The 15,343-nt window shown below is 69.2% G+C and carries 15 protein-coding genes and 3 tRNA genes; 8 read left to right on the top strand and 10 right to left on the bottom strand.

All coding sequences use genetic code 11. The features are described from left to right. The 3 genes from GA0111570_RS05535 to GA0111570_RS05545 all read right to left on the bottom strand — a co-directional run bounded on the left by GA0111570_RS05535 (position 1) and on the right by GA0111570_RS05545 (position 2,374). Positions 1 to 717 carry an EcsC family protein gene (locus GA0111570_RS05535; RefSeq protein ID WP_092607557.1) on the bottom strand — a complete coding sequence of 239 codons (717 nt, stop codon included), beginning with the start codon at positions 715 to 717 and terminating at the stop codon, positions 1 to 3. Positions 718 to 782: 65 nt separating this feature from the next. Then, on the bottom strand, positions 783 to 2,009 hold the full coding sequence (locus GA0111570_RS05540; protein WP_092607560.1) for a winged helix-turn-helix domain-containing protein: 1,227 nt from the start codon (positions 2,007 to 2,009) through the stop codon (positions 783 to 785). A 158-nt stretch (positions 2,010 to 2,167) separates the two neighbouring features. After that, entirely contained in the window at positions 2,168 to 2,374 is a 207-nt protein-coding gene (locus GA0111570_RS05545) for a cold-shock protein (protein ID WP_092607563.1), read from the bottom strand. 218 nt (positions 2,375 to 2,592) lie between these two features. Between GA0111570_RS05545 and GA0111570_RS05550 the strand changes: the two genes are divergently transcribed. Further along, entirely contained in the window at positions 2,593 to 3,240 is a 648-nt protein-coding gene (locus GA0111570_RS05550; protein WP_092607566.1) for a DUF2461 domain-containing protein, read from the top strand. Positions 3,241 to 3,249: 9 nt separating this feature from the next. On the opposite strand, the gene GA0111570_RS05555 is transcribed toward GA0111570_RS05550, so the two are convergent. Then, entirely contained in the window at positions 3,250 to 3,732 is a 483-nt protein-coding gene (locus tag GA0111570_RS05555) for an NUDIX hydrolase (protein ID WP_092607569.1), read from the bottom strand. 141 nt (positions 3,733 to 3,873) lie between these two features. Between GA0111570_RS05555 and GA0111570_RS05560 the strand changes: the two genes are divergently transcribed. After that, entirely contained in the window at positions 3,874 to 4,428 is a 555-nt protein-coding gene (locus tag GA0111570_RS05560) for an ester cyclase (protein ID WP_175557343.1), read from the top strand. A 93-nt stretch (positions 4,429 to 4,521) separates the two neighbouring features. Here the strand turns inward: GA0111570_RS05560 and GA0111570_RS05565 are convergent. Then, positions 4,522 to 4,594, bottom strand: a tRNA-Arg gene (locus GA0111570_RS05565). Positions 4,595 to 4,935: 341 nt separating this feature from the next. Between GA0111570_RS05565 and GA0111570_RS05570 the strand changes: the two genes are divergently transcribed. Next, the gene (locus tag GA0111570_RS05570; protein WP_092607574.1) at positions 4,936 to 6,762 is read left to right on the top strand and encodes a phosphoenolpyruvate carboxykinase (GTP); all 1,827 of its coding nucleotides are present in this window, start codon (positions 4,936 to 4,938) and stop codon (positions 6,760 to 6,762) included. Between the two features lie 213 nt (positions 6,763 to 6,975). Here the strand turns inward: GA0111570_RS05570 and acs are convergent, their stop codons facing one another. Further along, positions 6,976 to 8,871: an acetate--CoA ligase gene (acs, locus tag GA0111570_RS05575; RefSeq protein WP_092607577.1), complete on the bottom strand. Its 1,896-nt coding sequence runs from the start codon at positions 8,869 to 8,871 to the stop codon at positions 6,976 to 6,978. 101 nt (positions 8,872 to 8,972) lie between these two features. Beyond that, the gene (locus tag GA0111570_RS05580) at positions 8,973 to 9,560 is read right to left on the bottom strand and encodes a TetR/AcrR family transcriptional regulator (protein WP_092607580.1); all 588 of its coding nucleotides are present in this window, start codon (positions 9,558 to 9,560) and stop codon (positions 8,973 to 8,975) included. A gap of 59 nt (positions 9,561 to 9,619) precedes the next feature. Between GA0111570_RS05580 and GA0111570_RS05585 the strand changes: the two genes are divergently transcribed. Next, the gene (locus GA0111570_RS05585) at positions 9,620 to 10,399 is read left to right on the top strand and encodes an alpha/beta fold hydrolase (protein ID WP_092607583.1); all 780 of its coding nucleotides are present in this window, start codon (positions 9,620 to 9,622) and stop codon (positions 10,397 to 10,399) included. A gap of 88 nt (positions 10,400 to 10,487) precedes the next feature. Here GA0111570_RS05585 and GA0111570_RS05590 read toward each other — a convergent pair. Beyond that, positions 10,488 to 10,578: transfer RNA gene (locus GA0111570_RS05590), tRNA-Ser, on the bottom strand. Between the two features lie 187 nt (positions 10,579 to 10,765). On the opposite strand from GA0111570_RS05590, the gene GA0111570_RS05595 reads away from it, so the two are divergent. Continuing rightward, on the top strand, positions 10,766 to 12,325 hold the full coding sequence (locus GA0111570_RS05595; RefSeq protein WP_175557344.1) for an LCP family protein: 1,560 nt from the start codon (positions 10,766 to 10,768) through the stop codon (positions 12,323 to 12,325). 21 nt (positions 12,326 to 12,346) lie between these two features. On the opposite strand, the gene GA0111570_RS05600 is transcribed toward GA0111570_RS05595, so the two are convergent. Both GA0111570_RS05600 and GA0111570_RS05605 read right to left on the bottom strand, forming a co-directional pair. Beyond that, positions 12,347 to 12,790, bottom strand: a complete 444-nt coding sequence (locus tag GA0111570_RS05600) for a hypothetical protein (RefSeq protein WP_092607589.1) — start codon at positions 12,788 to 12,790, stop codon at positions 12,347 to 12,349. A gap of 1 nt (position 12,791) precedes the next feature. Next, positions 12,792 to 12,878: transfer RNA gene (locus tag GA0111570_RS05605), tRNA-Ser, on the bottom strand. A 48-nt stretch (positions 12,879 to 12,926) separates the two neighbouring features. On the opposite strand from GA0111570_RS05605, the gene GA0111570_RS05610 reads away from it, so the two are divergent. The 3 genes from GA0111570_RS05610 to GA0111570_RS05620 all read left to right on the top strand — a co-directional run bounded on the left by GA0111570_RS05610 (position 12,927) and on the right by GA0111570_RS05620 (position 15,298). Then, positions 12,927 to 13,901: an NAD(P)H-quinone oxidoreductase gene (locus GA0111570_RS05610; RefSeq protein ID WP_092607592.1), complete on the top strand. Its 975-nt coding sequence runs from the start codon at positions 12,927 to 12,929 to the stop codon at positions 13,899 to 13,901. A 48-nt stretch (positions 13,902 to 13,949) separates the two neighbouring features. Next, positions 13,950 to 14,525 (top strand): bacterial proteasome activator family protein, encoded by a 576-nt coding sequence (locus tag GA0111570_RS05615; protein WP_092607595.1) that lies wholly within the window; start codon positions 13,950 to 13,952, stop codon positions 14,523 to 14,525. Between the two features lie 122 nt (positions 14,526 to 14,647). Next, positions 14,648 to 15,298 carry a WhiB family transcriptional regulator gene (locus GA0111570_RS05620; RefSeq protein ID WP_175557345.1) on the top strand — a complete coding sequence of 217 codons (651 nt, stop codon included), beginning with the start codon at positions 14,648 to 14,650 and terminating at the stop codon, positions 15,296 to 15,298. The last annotated feature ends 45 nt before the right edge of the window (positions 15,299 to 15,343 follow it).

Genomic DNA, 15,343 nt, shown 5'->3' on the forward strand with positions numbered 1-15,343 from the left:
TCACTGCACGTGGATGACCTCCGGGAACTCCCGGCGCGCCGCCGCGGCGATCCGGCGCAGCTGCCGGACGTCGATGACCGCACCGACCACCCCGCCCAGGGCCGGGACCGCCTTGCCGAAGCCGGCCAGCGAGCGCTCGCCCGCCTGTCGCAGCATCCGGAAGCCGATGCCCTTGTTGATCATCATCAGGGTCCCGGCCGGCAGCTTGCCGACCAGGGCGTCGGAGACGTGGCCGCTGAACGCGCCCAGGCCCGCCTGCTGCAGGATGTCGCGGGACTCGTCGCCCGCCAAGGTCAGCATCACCGCGGTACGGACCCGGTCGTCGTCCAGGTCGTAGCCGCGCAGCTTGGCGATCGCCCCGACCATCCGGGTGGCCTGCAGGTAGAACTCCGCCACGTTCAGCGGCAGGGCGACCGGCAGGGTGAGGAAGCCGCCCAGGCCGGTGATGAAACCGCCGGCGGCCACGCCGCGCTGGTGCTGGGCGACCACCCGGGCGATGGCCTGCTCCGGACGCCGGTGCCGGCTGCGGGCCCGGGAGGCGATGCGGCCGGCCGACGCGAAGGTGAACTTGCCGTCCAGCCCGATGTCGCGGAAGCGCTCCACGGCCCGGGTGACGACGTTCGCGTCCCCCCGGTCACCGCGGCGCGCCTCGCGCAGGGCCTCGCGGGTGCTGTCGACGGTCGGCTCGTCACGGCGGATCAGGTTCCAGACTCCCACGGGATCTCCTCAGCTCGATGTTTCCTTGTCGACTCCATGGTGGCACGGGCCGCCGACAGGGAGCCTCAAAGGGCGAGCGGACGCCCGTTACCCGGCAGGTCCCAGTCCTGGACGGGGACGATCCGTACGGCCGGTAGGCCGAGCCAGCCCGCCATCAGCTCCAGCTCGGCGCGCAGCGGTCCGCGGACCTCCTGCGGGTCGAGGCCCTCCTCCAGCCAGGCCGCCCGGACCACGAGCTCCCCCGCCTGCCGGTCCGCCTTGAGGTCGACCCGGGCGACGAACCGCTCCCCCAGCAGGAAGGGGTAGACGTAGTAGCCGTAGCGACGCTTCGGCCCACGGACGTAGACCTCAAGGCCGTAGTCGAAGCCGAACAGGCCGCGCAGGCGCCGGCGCTCGAACACCACTGAGTCGAACGGGCTGACCAGCGCCGCCGCGGCGATCCTGCGCGGGCGCGCGGCCCGGTGCCAGAGCCAGGCGTGCCTGGTCCAGCCGGACACCTCGACGGGCTCGAGCTCCCCGCTCCCCTCCAGCACCGTGATCGCGGCACGGGCCTCGGCCTGGTCCAGCCGGAAGTAGTCGGCCAGGCAGGCCAGCGTGCCGACCCCGAGGGCGGCCGCGGACCGGCGGACCAACTCCACCATCGCCTCGGCATCGGACGGGGTGGGGGCGCTCGCGACGGCGGCCGGCAGTACCCGCTCGGGCAGGTCGAAGATGCGCTCGAACTGGAGCGTACGGCGGGCGACCGCCACCTCTCCGGACCAGAACAACCACTCGGTGGCCGACTTCACCGCCGACCAGTTCCACCCCCACTGCTCGCTCCGGCGCTCGCCGGTCGCCCGGAGCGTGTCGGCCAGGGCTTCCTCGACCTCACGGGCGGTGCCGCGGCGGCGTTGCAGCTGGGCCAGCACGCTCGCGACGAGGTCGGGCTGGTCCTGGCGGACCTGCTGCATCCTGCCCCAGGCCTCCTGGTGGGCCCGGGCCATCCGGAAGCGCAGCGCCGGCTCGAGGCGTACGTCGATCATGCTTGCCGCGTGTCCCCAGTACTCGAAGAGCCGGCGGGGCGCCCGACCGGCCGCACGGTCCAGCAGGTCGGTGTCGTACGGACCGAACCGGGAGTAGAGCGGCAGGTAGTGCGCCCGGCGGACGATGTTGATCGAGTCGATCTGGAACTGGGCCACCCTGTCGACGGTTCGCTGCAGCTGGCGCATGGTCACCGGCGCCGGGCGGGAGGCGCCGAACCCCTGCGCAGCCAGCGCGATACGGCGCGCCTGGGCGTGGGTGAGGGTCAGCATGCCTCGACGGTAGTGCACCCCACCGACACCGCCGTGGTGCGCGGGACCACCGCAGTGCGCGGAACGGGACCGCCAAGGTCCCGGGACGCAAAGAACCCCCGACCGGAAGGTCGGGGGTCATGCTGGCCGAGCCGAGGCTCAACCATGAAGTGTGAGTGTCAGTTGATGACGGAGATGTTCGCGGCCTGCATGCCCTTCGGGCCCTCGACGGTCTCGAACTCGACGCGATCGCCCTCGTTCAGCGAACGGTAGCCGTTGGAGTTGATGGCGGAGAAGTGGGCGAAGACGTCAGGGGAGCCGTCCTCGGGAGCGATGAAGCCGAAGCCCTTTTCAGCGTTGAACCACTTGACGGTGCCGGTGTTCATTAAATCTGTGTCCTTCATATGGGAGGTTGTGGATGCCACAACATCTGTGACACCCGGCAGATGATGCTGGTGAAACGCCTTCCCAGAAAGACCGGGCCACCCTGGCTGGGTGTCCTGCTTGTCCAGATCTTGCGAACCGCAACAACTGAGAGCAACCGTACACCCTACCGGCCAACCCGTCTAATCCCCATCCCACCCACTTTTCCTGAGAGGTTCCCATGACCGGCTTCCAGGGCTTCGACCCCGCAGCCATCGACTTCTACCGCGGTCTGGAGGCGGACAACTCCCGCCAGTACTGGCAGGCCCACCGGTCCACGTACGAGGAGGGCATCCGGCGGCCGCTGGAACTGTTGCTGGCCGAGCTGACCGATGAGTTCGGAGATGCCAAGGTCTTCCGACCGAACCGCGACGTCCGGTTCAGCAACGACAAGTCCCCGTACAAGTCGCACCAGGGGGCGTACGTCGCCACCGCCCCGGCCTGCGGCTGGTACCTGGAGGTCTCCGCGGACGGGATGATGACCGGCGGGGGCTTCTACCACGCCTCACCCGAGGGGCTGGCGAACCTGCGGGAGCGGATCGACGAGCAGGGCGACGAGCTCGCCGCCATCGTGGCCGGACTGGTCGAGGACGGCTGGACCCTGGGCGGGGAGACGCTGCGGACCGCGCCCCGCGGATGGTCCGTCGACCATCCCCGGATCGAGCTGCTCCGCCACAAGAGCCTGTCCTTGTCCCGGCCGGTCGAGGATGCGGTGATGTGTTCGCCGACCCTGGTCGAGCGGGTCCGGGACGACTGGGAGCAGCTGCGCGAACTGCTGGAGTGGTTGCGACCGGCCCTGGAGGGGACCGGCGAGGAGCGCCGGCGCTGACGCGGGACCTCAGAGGCGCGTCACCGTCGCCCCGGTCGGGCGCCCGTCGGCATACGGGATGACGGCATGGAAGGGCCGCGGGTCGTCGTCGAAGACCAGCGGCAGGAAGTGGCGGTCCCCCTCCCACATGTCCAGGTCCATCAGCCGCCCGACCGGCACCCAGGCCAGGTCGCCCTCGACGTTGCGCCCCGGCGGCTCCCCCTCGAAGGCGGTGACCAGGAAGACGAGCCCGAAGACGTGGCCGTCCGGCCCGGAGAACCCCGGCCAGTTCAGCGTTCCGCGCAGCGTGATCTCGGTGGGGACGATTCCGGCCTCCTCCTGCAACTCCCGGACGATCCCCGCCGCCGCGTCCTCGCCCTGCTCGAGCTTGCCGCCCAGGCCGTTCCACTTGCCGTACTGCTCGTCGGAGTCCCGGGCGATCCGGTGGCACATCAGGACCTGCCCGTCGCGGACGACGTAGGCGAGAGTGGTGAGGATCGGGGCGTACGGCATGGTGCGAGCCTAGGACGAAGCCCGACCATGACCCACGTCACGCCTGACACGTCTGCGGAATCGCGGAACGCGCCGGACAATTGGAGAAGCGGGGAGGCTCGTCGATCGTCGGCACAGACCGCTCCGTCGGGGGTGGACACCATGGACGAGTCGACGAACCTGACCGAGGCCCGGATGCGGGAGCTAGCCAGGGAGTACCTGGACACCTGGAACAGGCACGACATCGACGGCGCTCTGGAAATGGCGACCGACGACGTCGTCTTCGAGTGGATGGCGGGCCTGCCCGGCCGCGGCAAGGAGGAGTTGCGCCGCCAGCTGGAGGCCAACTTCACCGCCTTTCCTGACATGAGCTTCCAGGAGGACGCGGTCCGCGTCGCCACCGATGTGGCGCACCAGGAGGCCATGCTCACCTGGAGGTTCACCGCGACGATGACCGGCCTCCTGGAGGGCCCCGGAGGGCGGCTCCCGCCGACAGGAAACAGCATCGAGATCCACGGGGTCACCGTCGAGCGCTTCCGCGGCGAGCGGATCTGCGAGTTCCGGATCTACTACGACACCCTCGGGATGTTCCAGCAGCTCGGAGTCCTCCCGGAGACCTCCAAGCTGGGCTTCAAGGCCGTCGTGGTGGCCGAGGTCGTCGCTGACAAGGCGAAGGGCGTCGCCGACAAGGCGAAGAAGGCCCTGCACCGGTCATGAGCTGACGGTCCGTCCACACATAGCCCGTGGACAGCAAACGGCCCGACCAGCGTTTCCGCTGGTCGGGCCGTTGCCTACTGTCTCAACACAGTGCGCACCCGGAGGGATTCGAACCCCCAACCTTCTGATCCGTAGTCAGATGCTCTATCCGTTAAGCTACGGGTGCTTGCCGCGGAAGTGTTCCCCGCAACGTCTAGAAACAATAGACCCAGTTCGGCCGAGATGCCAAATCGAGCTCGCAGCGCGTTCCACGGGGATCCCGACGGCCACCGACCAGACCAGACCAGCAGACCACTGGGCTCTACCCTCATGCCCCAGAGCGGAACGCGAGGGGCCACCTCGGCCTCCAGAACCCCGCGCCACTCCGAGCATCGAGGCTTTTTGTGATCCGTTTCACATACCCCGCGTCTCGCGGGCTCTTTAATACCAGTAGGGGCAGTGGCCTAAGCTCGGTATAACGAAGCCTTGCCACTTATTGTCAAGCCACTGAACTCAACGAGGAGCGCTATGTCCGTTGACACCACCCAGGCACCCACCACGCACAAGGCCCTGCTCGAGTGGGTCTCGGAGATCGCCGCCCTGACCGAGCCCGACTCGATCTACTGGTGCGACGGCTCCCAGGAGGAGTACGACCGCCTCGGCGCCGAGCTGGTGGCCGCCGGTACCGCGTTCAAGCTCGACGACTCGAAGAAGAAGAACTCCTACTACTTCGCCTCTGATCCCGACGACGTAGCCCGCGTCGAGGACCGTACGTACATCTGCTCGACCGAGGAGATCGACGCCGGCCCGACCAACAACTGGCGTGACCCGGCCGAGATGAAGGCCGTCATGACCGAGCTCTACCGCGGTTCCATGCACGGTCGGACGATGTATGTCATCCCGTTCTGCATGGGCCCGATCGATGCCGAGGACCCGAAGTTCGGCGTCGAGATCTCCGACTCCGCCTACGTGGCGATGTCGATGCGGATCATGACCCGGATGGGCGAAGGCCCGCTGAAGGCGATGACCACCGGCGGCGACCGCGCCTTCGTCCCCTGCCTGCACTCGGTGGGCTTCCCGCTCGAGGAGGGCCAGGCGGACGTCCCGTGGCCGTGCAACGAGGAGAAGTACATCGTGCACTTCCCCGAGGACCGCGCCATCTGGTCGTACGGCTCCGGCTACGGCGGCAACGCGCTGCTGGGCAAGAAGTGCTACTCGCTGCGCATCGCCTCGGTGATGGCTCGCGACGAGGGCTGGCTGGCCGAGCACATGCTGATCCTGAAGCTCACCTCGCCGGCCGGCAAGGCCTACCACATCGCCGGCGCCTTCCCGTCCGCCTGTGGCAAGACCAACCTGGCCATGATCGACCCGACCCTCGACGGCTGGACCGCCGAGACCCTCGGTGACGACATCAACTGGATGCGCTTCGACAAGGAGGGCTACCTGCGCGGGGTCAACCCGGAGAACGGCTTCTTCGGTGTCGCCCCGGGCACCGGCTGGTCGACCAACCCGAACGCGATGCGCACCATCGACGGCGGCAACTCCATCTTCACCAACGTGGCCCGTACGCTCGACGGCGACGTGTGGTGGGAGGGCATGACCGACGAGAATCCGGCCGAGCTGATCGACTGGAAGGGCGAGCCCTGGACCCTCGAGTCCGGCGTCAAGGCCGCGCACCCGAACAGCCGCTTCACCACCCCGATGGACCAGTGCCCGATCCTGTCGGACGAGTGGGACGACCCGAAGGGCGTCCGGATCGACGCGATCCTCTTCGGTGGCCGCCGCGCGACCACCATCCCGCTGGTGCTGGAGACCTCCAGCTGGAGCCACGGTGTCTTCGTCGGCGCGACCTGCTCCTCGGAGACCACCGCCGCAGCCAAGGGCAAGGTCGGCGTCGTCCGCCGCGACCCGATGGCCATGCTCCCCTTCATCGGCTACAACGCCGGTGACTACATCCAGCACTGGCTGGACATGGAGACCCTGCACGAGACCCCGCACCTGCCGAAGGTCTTCTACGTCAACTGGTTCCGCAAGTCCGATGACGGCAAGTTCCTGTGGCCCGGCTTCGGCGAGAACAGCCGCGTGCTGGCCTGGATCGTCGGCCGCCTCGATGGCACCGCGGACGCCGTGCAGACCCCGGTCGGTTTCGTCCCGACCCTGGACGCCATCGATCGTACCGGCATCGAGGACGAGGTCGACGACGAGACCCTGGCCGCCGTGCTGAAGGTCGACGTCGACGAGTGGAAGCAGGAGATCCCGCTGATCGAGGAGTGGTTCACCAAGCTCGGTGAGCGCTTCCCGAAGCAGCTGTGGAAGGACCTGGAGGACCTGAAGACGGCGCTCGACAACGCCTGATCGGGCCACCTGACCACGGACCGAGGGGGCCCCGCCGCTTGGCGGGGCCCCCTCTGTCCGTCCGCGGACGTCTGGGGCGTCTGGGCCTCCCATGGGACACCTGCGGACCCTGGCTCCCGTTGCGGACCTTCGAACGTCCGCAACGATGGTGAGCGTCCGCAGCTGGAATCAGGCCCGAGGGCCGGCCCCCGAGAACAGGCCCGCACGCAGCCCTCAGGCCTCGGTGTCCATCGTCGACAGATCGCCCACGTCCTCCCCGAGCGCCTGCGCCTTCAGCACCCGCCGCATGATCTTGCCGGAGCGGGTCTTCGGCAGGGACTCGACGAAGTCGATCCCGTCGGGCTTGGCGATCGGGCTCAGGTGCTGGGCGACGTGCAGCCGGATCGCCTCGGCGAGCTCCTGCGACCCGTTCGCCCCGGGCCGCAGCACCGCGTACGCGTGGATCGACTGGCCCTTGACCTCGTGCGGGAGCCCGACCACCGCCGCCTCGACGACGTCGGGATGGGAGTCCATCGCGGCCTCCACCTCGGCCGTACCGATCCGGTGCCCGGAGACCTTGATCACGTCGTCGGCCCGCCCGACGATCCAGACGTACCCGTCCTCGTCGATCCGGGCCGAGTCGCCGGTCAGGTAGTACCCGGGGTACTTCGACCAGTAGGTGTCGATGTAGCGCTGGTCGTCGTGGTAGAGCCCGCGGAACATCGCCGGCCACGGGTGCTTGAGCACCAGCATCCCCTCGGCGCCGGTCGGCACCTCGTTGCCCTGCTCGTCCAGGACCGCGACCTCCTGGCCGTAGAAGGGCCGGCCCGCCGACCCCGGCTTGAGCGGCATCACCGGCTGCGGGCAGATCTGGAACATGCCGGTCTCGGTCTGCCACCAGGTGTCCATGATCGGGCACTCGCCCCCGCCGATCACCTCGTGGAACCAGTGCCACGCCTCCGGGTTGATCGGCTCCCCCACCGACCCGAGCAGCCGCAGCGAGGAGAGGTCGTGCCGGTTCGGCCACGCCTTCCCGAAGCGCATCAGCGAGCGGATGGCGGTCGGGGCGGTGTAGAAGATCGAGATCCCGTAGTACTCGATCAGTGACCACCACCGGTTCGGGTACGGGAACGTCGGTCCGCCCTCGAACATGAACGAGGTCGCCCCGTTGAGCAGCGGCCCGTACAGGCCGTACGAGTGTCCGGTGACCCAGCCCGGGTCGGCTGTGCACCAGTAGCGGTCCTCGTCCCGGATGTCGAAGACGTACTTGGTGGTCGCGTACGTGCCGACCTGGTAGCCGCCGTGCGCGTGCACGATCGCCTTGGGCTGGCCGGTTGAGCCCGAGGTGTAGAGCAGGAACAGCGGGTCCTCGGCGGCCATCGGCTCGGTCGGGCAGGGGCCCTTGGCGATCGGCAGCGAGGTCAGGTCGCCGTACCAGTGGTCCCGCAGCGGGTCCATCGTCACCTCGGAGCCGGTGCGCCGCACCACCACGAGGTTCTCCACCGTCGGGGAGAAGCGGATCGCCTCGTCGATCACGTCCTTCATCGGGAAGACCGACCCGTTGATCCAGGACCCGTCGGCGGTGATCACGAGCTTGGACTCGGAGGCATCGATCCGGTCGCGGAGCGCATCGGCGGAGTAGCCGCCGAAGACGACCGAGTGGACCGCGCCGATCTTGGCACAGGCCAGCATCGCGAACCAGATCTCCGGGATCCGCGGCAGGTAGATGGTGACGATGTCGCCCTTGCCCACCCCCATCGCCTTGAGCACGTTGGCCATCTGGGTGACCTGGCGGTTGAGCGCATGGAAGGAGTAGGTCCTGGTCTCCTTGCCGTCCTCCGACACCCAGATCAGGGCCAGCTTGTTCTTCCGCGGCCCGGCCAGGTGCCGGTCGACGGCATTGCGGACGATGTTGGTCCGTCCGCCGGGGAACCAGGTGAAGAACGGGGCCGCCGAATCGTCGAGAACCTGCTCCCAGGGCTCGGACCACTCGAGTTCAGCCGCCTCCGCGGCCCAGAAGGCCAGCGGGTCCTGCCCGGCACGCTCGCCGAGGGCTTCCGGATCGGGCACCGATGCCTGCTCCACAACACTGCGGGACGGCGGGACGAGGTCGATGTTTTCGGGGACCATGAAAGCTCTCCTCCTGGGGGGACGCTCCGTTGCGTTCCCACAGGACTTTAACCGGCCCGCGGTCGGGAGAACAGGGAGTCCTGAGGCCACGGCGAATGTGGTCAGGCGGCCTGCAGGAAACCCGCGACGAGTGCCGCGATGCTGCGCCGCCAGAAGGTCTCCGGGTCAGGTGTGAGCCGGTTGCCCCGCAGCTCGACCCAGGCGAGGCCCTCGCACAGGGCGTCGAACTGCAGCGCGGCCTCGGGTATCGTCCGGTCACCGAGCAAGCCCTGAGCGGCCAAGGGCTCGAACCGCTGCTGCAGGTGGCTGAACGTGTCGACGGACACCTCACGGAACGGCGGCCACGCCTTGGCGGAGGCCCGATGGAAGGCGACCGAGAACAAGGCCGGGCGGCCCAACGCGAACCGCCGGAACCCCAGCCCCGCCTCGACCAGGTCTGCCGCCGGGTCGGCTGTGGGGGTCATCGTCAATGCTTCTGCTTCCAGGAGGCGCATCGCGCGGACGCCCAGTGCTCCCACCAGGGCATCCTTCGACCCGAACAGGGTGTACACCGCCCGCGTGGTGGTGTCGGCCCCGGCGGCCACCGCGCGCAAGGACAGGCTGTCGACCCCCTCGGCCGCAACTCGGGACTCCGCGGCATCGAGCAGCGCCTCGGCCACCTTCTCATCGTGTTGACGGGGTCGACCCATGCTTGACAGTCTATCGCAACAGCGTTACGGTAATGCTGTTACGAAACTAGGAGCGCGCGATGAGTACCACGACGCACCAGAGTCCCCTGCTCAGTCATGACGACGCCGGTTCCGGGACGCCGGTCGTGTTGATCCACGGGCTGACCTTCGATCGTCGTTCGTGGCGACCGATCACCGACTGTCTCGGCGGGCAGGTGCGGACCATCGCCGTGGACCTGCCCGGTCACGGCGACAGCAGCGGGCCTCCGACGACTCTCGAGGAGGCTGCCACACGGATCCACTCCGTGGTTGAGTCCCTCGGCCTGGCGCACCCCGTAGTGGTGGGTCACTCCTTCGCTGCAGGCATCGCGGCCCTGTACGCGGCCCACTACCCGACGCAGGGACTGGTCATGATCGACAGCGGGCCCGAGGTCCAGCCCTTCGCGGAGTTCGTCCGGCAGCTCGCGCCCCTGCTGCGGGGACCGGGCTTCGCCAAGGCCTGGCCTGCGTTCGAGGACTCTCTCGGCCTCGACCTGATCCCCGAGCCGGTCCAGTCGCTGGTCCGATCGGGACACCGGGTGGAAGAGGCTGTCGTCCTCGGTTACTGGGAGCAGATGATGAGCTCCCAACCCGCGGACTTCCAGGCGTGGATCGACTCGGTACTACCCCTCATCCGCGTTCCGGTCCTTGCCGTGTGGGGTCATCCGGTCTCCGAGGGTGACAAGCTGCGGTTCAGCCGATTCCACGACGTCGAGTTCGACGTCCATCCGATCGACGGCCACTTCGTGCACCTCGTCGACCCGGTCCGGTTCGCACAGAACCTGCGACGCTTCGTCGACCGCTGCGTCCTCACCGCCTGACGCAGAGTTGCCTGACGTAGAGCTCCAGCGGAGGGTGGGACGAGAACGCCGCCCGGATCATCAGGATCCGGGCGGCGTCATCGCTGGGCGGAGGCGGCGGGATTTGAACCCGCGATGGGATTTAAGTCCCAAACCCGCTTAGCAGGCGGGCGCCATAGACCGGACTAGGCGACGCCTCCAAGTACCGGGGGCCGAACGAACCAGCTCCGCGTACCGAGGGATCATGCTACAGATTCGTCCCCCCGCGGTCCAACCCGGTCCGAAGGGCGGAGCGCCAGCTGAATGTGGGCGGCCGTGGCTGGTCCGTGCCTTGTGGCGGGCGGGTTACATTGGGATGAACAGAAGAACGAGGCTCGGAGCACCCCCATGGACCCCCAGCACGAACGGCCGCGAGCCGACTCCTTCGCCGTGGCCGGCGTGTGGACGCTCGTGGCGACCCTGGTACCCGGCCTCGGCCTGATCCGTACCGGACGCCGCAAGCGGGGCATGCTGGCCATCGGGCTGGTCGTCGGCACCCTGGCTGCGCTCGCGGTGATCGCCGCGGTCCGCCGCGAATGGGCCCTGGCGATGCTGGTCGACCCGACGTTCCTGCGGGTCGGTGGTGCTGTGCTCGCCGTCGTCGGGCTGCTGTGGGTGCTGGTCATCGCGACCACCTACCGTTCGCTGCGGCCCACCCCGGTGCAGACCTGGCAACGGGTCACCGGCTTCGTGCTGGTCACGCTGCTCAGCTTCGCGGTCGCCGCCCCGACGGCTGTCGGCGCCCGCTACGCCTGGTCCCAGGCGGACCTGGTCCGGTCGGTCTTCGGTGGCAACACCTCCGCCCGCGCCGGCTCGGTGCCGCAGGAGTGGAAGGACAAGGGCACCCTCAACGTCCTGCTGCTGGGCGGTGACTCGGGCGCGGACCGTACGGGCCTGCGCACCGACACCGTGATGGTCGCCTCGATCGACACCCGCACGGGTGACACCGTGCTGTTCGGCCTGCCGCGCAACACGGCCCGGATGCCGTTCCCGGCCGGTCCGCTCCGCAAGGCGTACCCGAACGGCTGGTACGACGGCGTGAACGCCGACAACCCCGACTACTTCCTCAACTCGATGTACGAGTTCGTCCCCCAGCAGCACCCCGAGCTCTTCCCGGACGCCCAGCATGCCGGCGGTGACGTGATGAAGGCGTCGGTCGGCGAGGCCCTGGGCATCAAGATCGACTACTTCGCAGTGGTCAACCTGGCGGGCTTCGAGCGGCTGATCAACGCCCTGGGCGGGGTGACGGTCAACATCAACTCCTACATCCCGATGGGCGGCCAGACCGATGCCCACATCCTGCCGACCAAGTGGCTCTCCCCCGGGCCGAACCAGCACCTCAACGGCAACCAGGCCCTCTGGTACGCCCGCGGGCGCTTCGGCTCCGACGACTTCCAGCGGATGAACCGGCAGCGCTGCGTGATGAACGCCCTGGCCGACCAGGCAAACGTCTCCACCCTGCTGGGCCGGTACGAGGCGATCGCCCGCGAGTTCCAGAGCGTGGTGCTCACCGACGTGCCACAGGACGACCTGCCGTCGGTGCTGGACCTGGCGCTGATGATGCGCCAGGGCAACATGCGCTCGATCGTGTTCACCAACGGGGTCGCCGGGTTCCGCTCGGCCCACCCCGACTTCGCCCTGATGCGCACCCGCGTCCAGCAGGCCATCGAGGAGTCGCACCAGACCGCGACGGCCAAGCCGACCCAGGCCCCGACCACCACCGCCACCACCACGGCCGGCAAGGCCGCCAGCGCCCCCGCCCAGCAGCCGACCCGGGCCGCCGCCACCGCCCCGGCAACCCCGAGCGCGACGCCGACGACCACGAGCGAGAACGTCCGGGACGCCTGCGCGTACGACCCGGTCGCCGCCCAGCAGGCCAAGGACAACCCGCCCTACTGGGTCAAGTGAGCCAGGGGCGTTCGACGGGACTCAATCGAGGCGCCCGTAGGCCTGGCGCATCCGCTCGGTGACCTCGTCGGCGAGGCGATCCAGCTCGCGGTGCCGTGCCGGGTCCAGCAGCGGGACCCGGTCGGGGTGCTCCTCGTCGTCGCGGACGTAGAGGCGCAGTTCGTTCTCGGTCATCGTCGCGCGGGTCACGTCGGTCCACTTGCGGCTCGCCGTACGACCCAGCGCGTTCAGCTCGTAGCCACCGTCGGTGATGGTGATGCGGGCACGCCCGCGGAAGGTGACGAGGAGCGCCAGCGTCAGCAGGACCGCCCCGAGGAGCAGCACGACCAGGCCGATGATCGTCACCGCCACGTGCCACTGCAGCCCGGAGGCGAGCGCCACCAGGATCCCTCCCACGACCAGGAGGACGGCGGCATTACCGAAGGCTCGTACGGGCAGGGCGGCGTCGAGACGGTAGGTGTTCACGCGGCGAGGGTGGGATTCGAACCCACGGAGCGGTCTCCCGCTCGGCCGCTTTCAAGGCGGCTGCACTAGTCCACTATGCGACCTCGCCAATGAGGATCTTCGATGATCCTAGCGAAGCGTGTGCAAGGCTTGGAACATGCGCACGATTCAAGCCCCCGAACCCGGTGGACCCGAGGCCCTGCAGATCGTCGAGACCGACCGGCCGGTCCCCGGCCCGGGCGAGGTCCTGGTCCGCGTCGTCGCCTCCGGGGTCAACCGGGCCGACGTCCTGCAGCGCGAGGGCCACTACCCCCCGCCGCCCGGCTTCCCCGACATCCTGGGCCTGGAGGCGGCCGGCGTGGTCGAGGAGCTCGGCGAGGGCGTGTCCGATTGGCAGCCCGGCCAGGAGTGCCTGGTGCTGCTCGCCGCGGCCGGCTACAGCGAGTACGTCACGGCGCCGGCGGGCCAGCTGGTCCCCCCGCCGCCCGGCATGGACCTGGTCGATGCCGCCGGCATCCTCGAGGTGGCCGCCACCGTGGTCTCCAACATGGACCTGGTCCACCTGTCCCCCGGCGAGGTCTTCCTGGTGCACGGCGGGGCGGGCGGGATCGGCTCGTTCGCGATCCAGTACGCCAAGGCCCTCGGCTGCACGGTGCTCACCACTGCCGGCTCGGCGGAGAAGCTCGACTACTGCCGGACACTGGGCGCCGACCACGCCCTCGACTACCACGAGGACTGGGTGGCAGCGGTCAAGGAGGCCACCGACGGCCACGGGGTCGACGTCATCCTGGACATCATGGGCGCCAAGTACCTGCCCCAGAACGTCCGCGCGCTCGCCAAGGACGGGCGACAGGTCACCATCGGGATGCAGGGCGGCCGCAAGGGCGAGCTGGACATGGGGATCCTGCTCAACAAGCGGGCCAGCATCCACGCCACCTCCCTGCGCGGGCGCCCGGTCGCGCAGAAGGCAGCGATCTGCGCGCGGGTCGCCGAGGTGGTCTGGCCGATGCTGGCCGACGGGAGGATCCAGCCGCTGCACACCGAGCGGGTGCCCTTCGGTGACGTACGCCGGGCGCACGAGATGATCTCCGCCCCCGGGCACCGCGGAAAGATCGTCCTGGTGATGGACTGACGCGCCGGGGCCCGGCGCGCCGGGGCCCCGCGCTCCTAGACTCGGGTCATGAGCGAGCAGCCGCAGCAGCAGGGACCCGCACAGGAGCCCACCCCGGTCGTGGCGGGTGAGACCGAGGACGGGCGCGTGTACGTGGTCGGGCCCGAGCAGATGGCCGTGGAGGAGTCCGAGCCGTCCACCCCGGGGAGCTCGGTCACCGACCAGGTCGAGCAGCCGGCGAAGGTGATGCGGGTCGCGACGATGATCCAGCGCCTCCTCGACGAGGAACGGGCCGCCCCGCTGGACGAGGCGAGCCGGCGTCGGCTGGCCGAGGTGCACACCAGCTCGGTCACCGAGCTGAAGGACGGGCTGAGCCCGGAGCTGGCCGAGGAACTGGAACGCCTCACCCGGCCCTTCGCTGCCGAGCACACCCCCTCCGACGACGAGTTGCGGATCGCGCAGGCACAGCTGGTCGGCTGGCTCGAGGGCCTGTTCCAGGGCATCCAGACCGCCTTGGTCGCCCAGCAGATGGCTGCCCGGGCCCAGTTGGAACGCGGGCACCGGGAGATCCCGCACCCCCCGGGCGGCCTGCCCGGCCATCCCGGACCGAATCCGCAGCCGGGCCAGAGCGGCATGTACCTCTGAGTCACCTTCCGTTCACCCGGAATCCCCCAACATTTCTCCTGGTCAGGGAACCATCGGGCCGTACCTGAACGTCTCAGGTACGAACAGCACCACCTGATACGTCACACGAGTAGGGGATGACCGTGAGCGTTTCTGACCTGACCATCGGCTGTGCCGACCACGAGGACCTGTACCAGCATCCGCTGATGGAGGATGATCCGGGCCGGGCCGCCTCGACCGAGCAGCGTCGGATCCGCACCGCGTTGACCCGGCGGGCGACCGCCATCTGTGGCGGCTGCGTCGCTGTCGAGCCCTGCCTCTACCGGGCGGTCGTCGAGCACGACGTGGCCGGCTTCGTGGCCGGGACCACCGAGCACCAGCGCAAGCGGATGCGCAAGCTGCTGGCGCTGAGCGTCCGACCGGACGACATCGATGCACTCAGCGGTGCCCCGGCCAGTGGCCACCAGGTCAACCACGCCGAGATCGTACGGCTGCGCGCCCAGAACCCTCACATGTCGCTCGACACGATCGCCCAGCGCCTGGGCTGCTCGCTGTCCACCGTGAAGCGCCACCTGCGCCAGGCCCGTACCGATGCCTCGGCCGGCCCGGCGCACCCCCATCACCGGACGGAGCCGGCGCCGTCCCACTCGGACGTGATGCTGGCCCGCGAGATGGTGCTGGCGCCCCGCCCCCAACCGACCGCGGCCGACGCCGAAGCCGAAGCCGAGGTGGCGGACGAGGAGGCGGCCCTCGAGGATGCCTGCAAGGAGGCGGCGGCGGTCGTCGCCGCCTGATCGGACGCCGCCTGATCGGACGCCGCGTGATCGGACGCCGGCTGA

The sequence above is a fragment of the Raineyella antarctica genome, from assembly GCF_900092135.1.
Classification (GTDB): Bacteria; Actinomycetota; Actinomycetes; order Propionibacteriales; family Propionibacteriaceae; genus Raineyella; species Raineyella antarctica.

Excerpts from the sequence above, each read along its gene's own strand:
- GA0111570_RS05540 (WP_092607560.1), bottom strand. The coding sequence starts at position 2,009 with ATGCTGACCCTCACCCACGCCCAGGCGCGCCGTATCGCGCTGGCTGCG.
- GA0111570_RS05545 (WP_092607563.1), bottom strand. The coding sequence starts at position 2,374 with ATGAACACCGGCACCGTCAAGTGGTTCAACGCTGAAAAGGGCTTCGGC.
- GA0111570_RS05550 (WP_092607566.1), top strand. The coding sequence starts at position 2,593 with ATGACCGGCTTCCAGGGCTTCGACCCCGCAGCCATCGACTTCTACCGC.
- GA0111570_RS05555 (WP_092607569.1), bottom strand. The coding sequence starts at position 3,732 with ATGCCGTACGCCCCGATCCTCACCACTCTCGCCTACGTCGTCCGCGAC.
- GA0111570_RS05560 (WP_175557343.1), top strand. The coding sequence starts at position 3,874 with ATGGACGAGTCGACGAACCTGACCGAGGCCCGGATGCGGGAGCTAGCC.
- GA0111570_RS05570 (WP_092607574.1), top strand. The coding sequence starts at position 4,936 with ATGTCCGTTGACACCACCCAGGCACCCACCACGCACAAGGCCCTGCTC.
- acs (WP_092607577.1), bottom strand. The coding sequence starts at position 8,871 with ATGGTCCCCGAAAACATCGACCTCGTCCCGCCGTCCCGCAGTGTTGTG.
- GA0111570_RS05580 (WP_092607580.1), bottom strand. The coding sequence starts at position 9,560 with ATGGGTCGACCCCGTCAACACGATGAGAAGGTGGCCGAGGCGCTGCTC.
- GA0111570_RS05585 (WP_092607583.1), top strand. The coding sequence starts at position 9,620 with ATGAGTACCACGACGCACCAGAGTCCCCTGCTCAGTCATGACGACGCC.
- GA0111570_RS05595 (WP_175557344.1), top strand. The coding sequence starts at position 10,766 with ATGGACCCCCAGCACGAACGGCCGCGAGCCGACTCCTTCGCCGTGGCC.
- GA0111570_RS05610 (WP_092607592.1), top strand. The coding sequence starts at position 12,927 with ATGCGCACGATTCAAGCCCCCGAACCCGGTGGACCCGAGGCCCTGCAG.
- GA0111570_RS05615 (WP_092607595.1), top strand. The coding sequence starts at position 13,950 with ATGAGCGAGCAGCCGCAGCAGCAGGGACCCGCACAGGAGCCCACCCCG.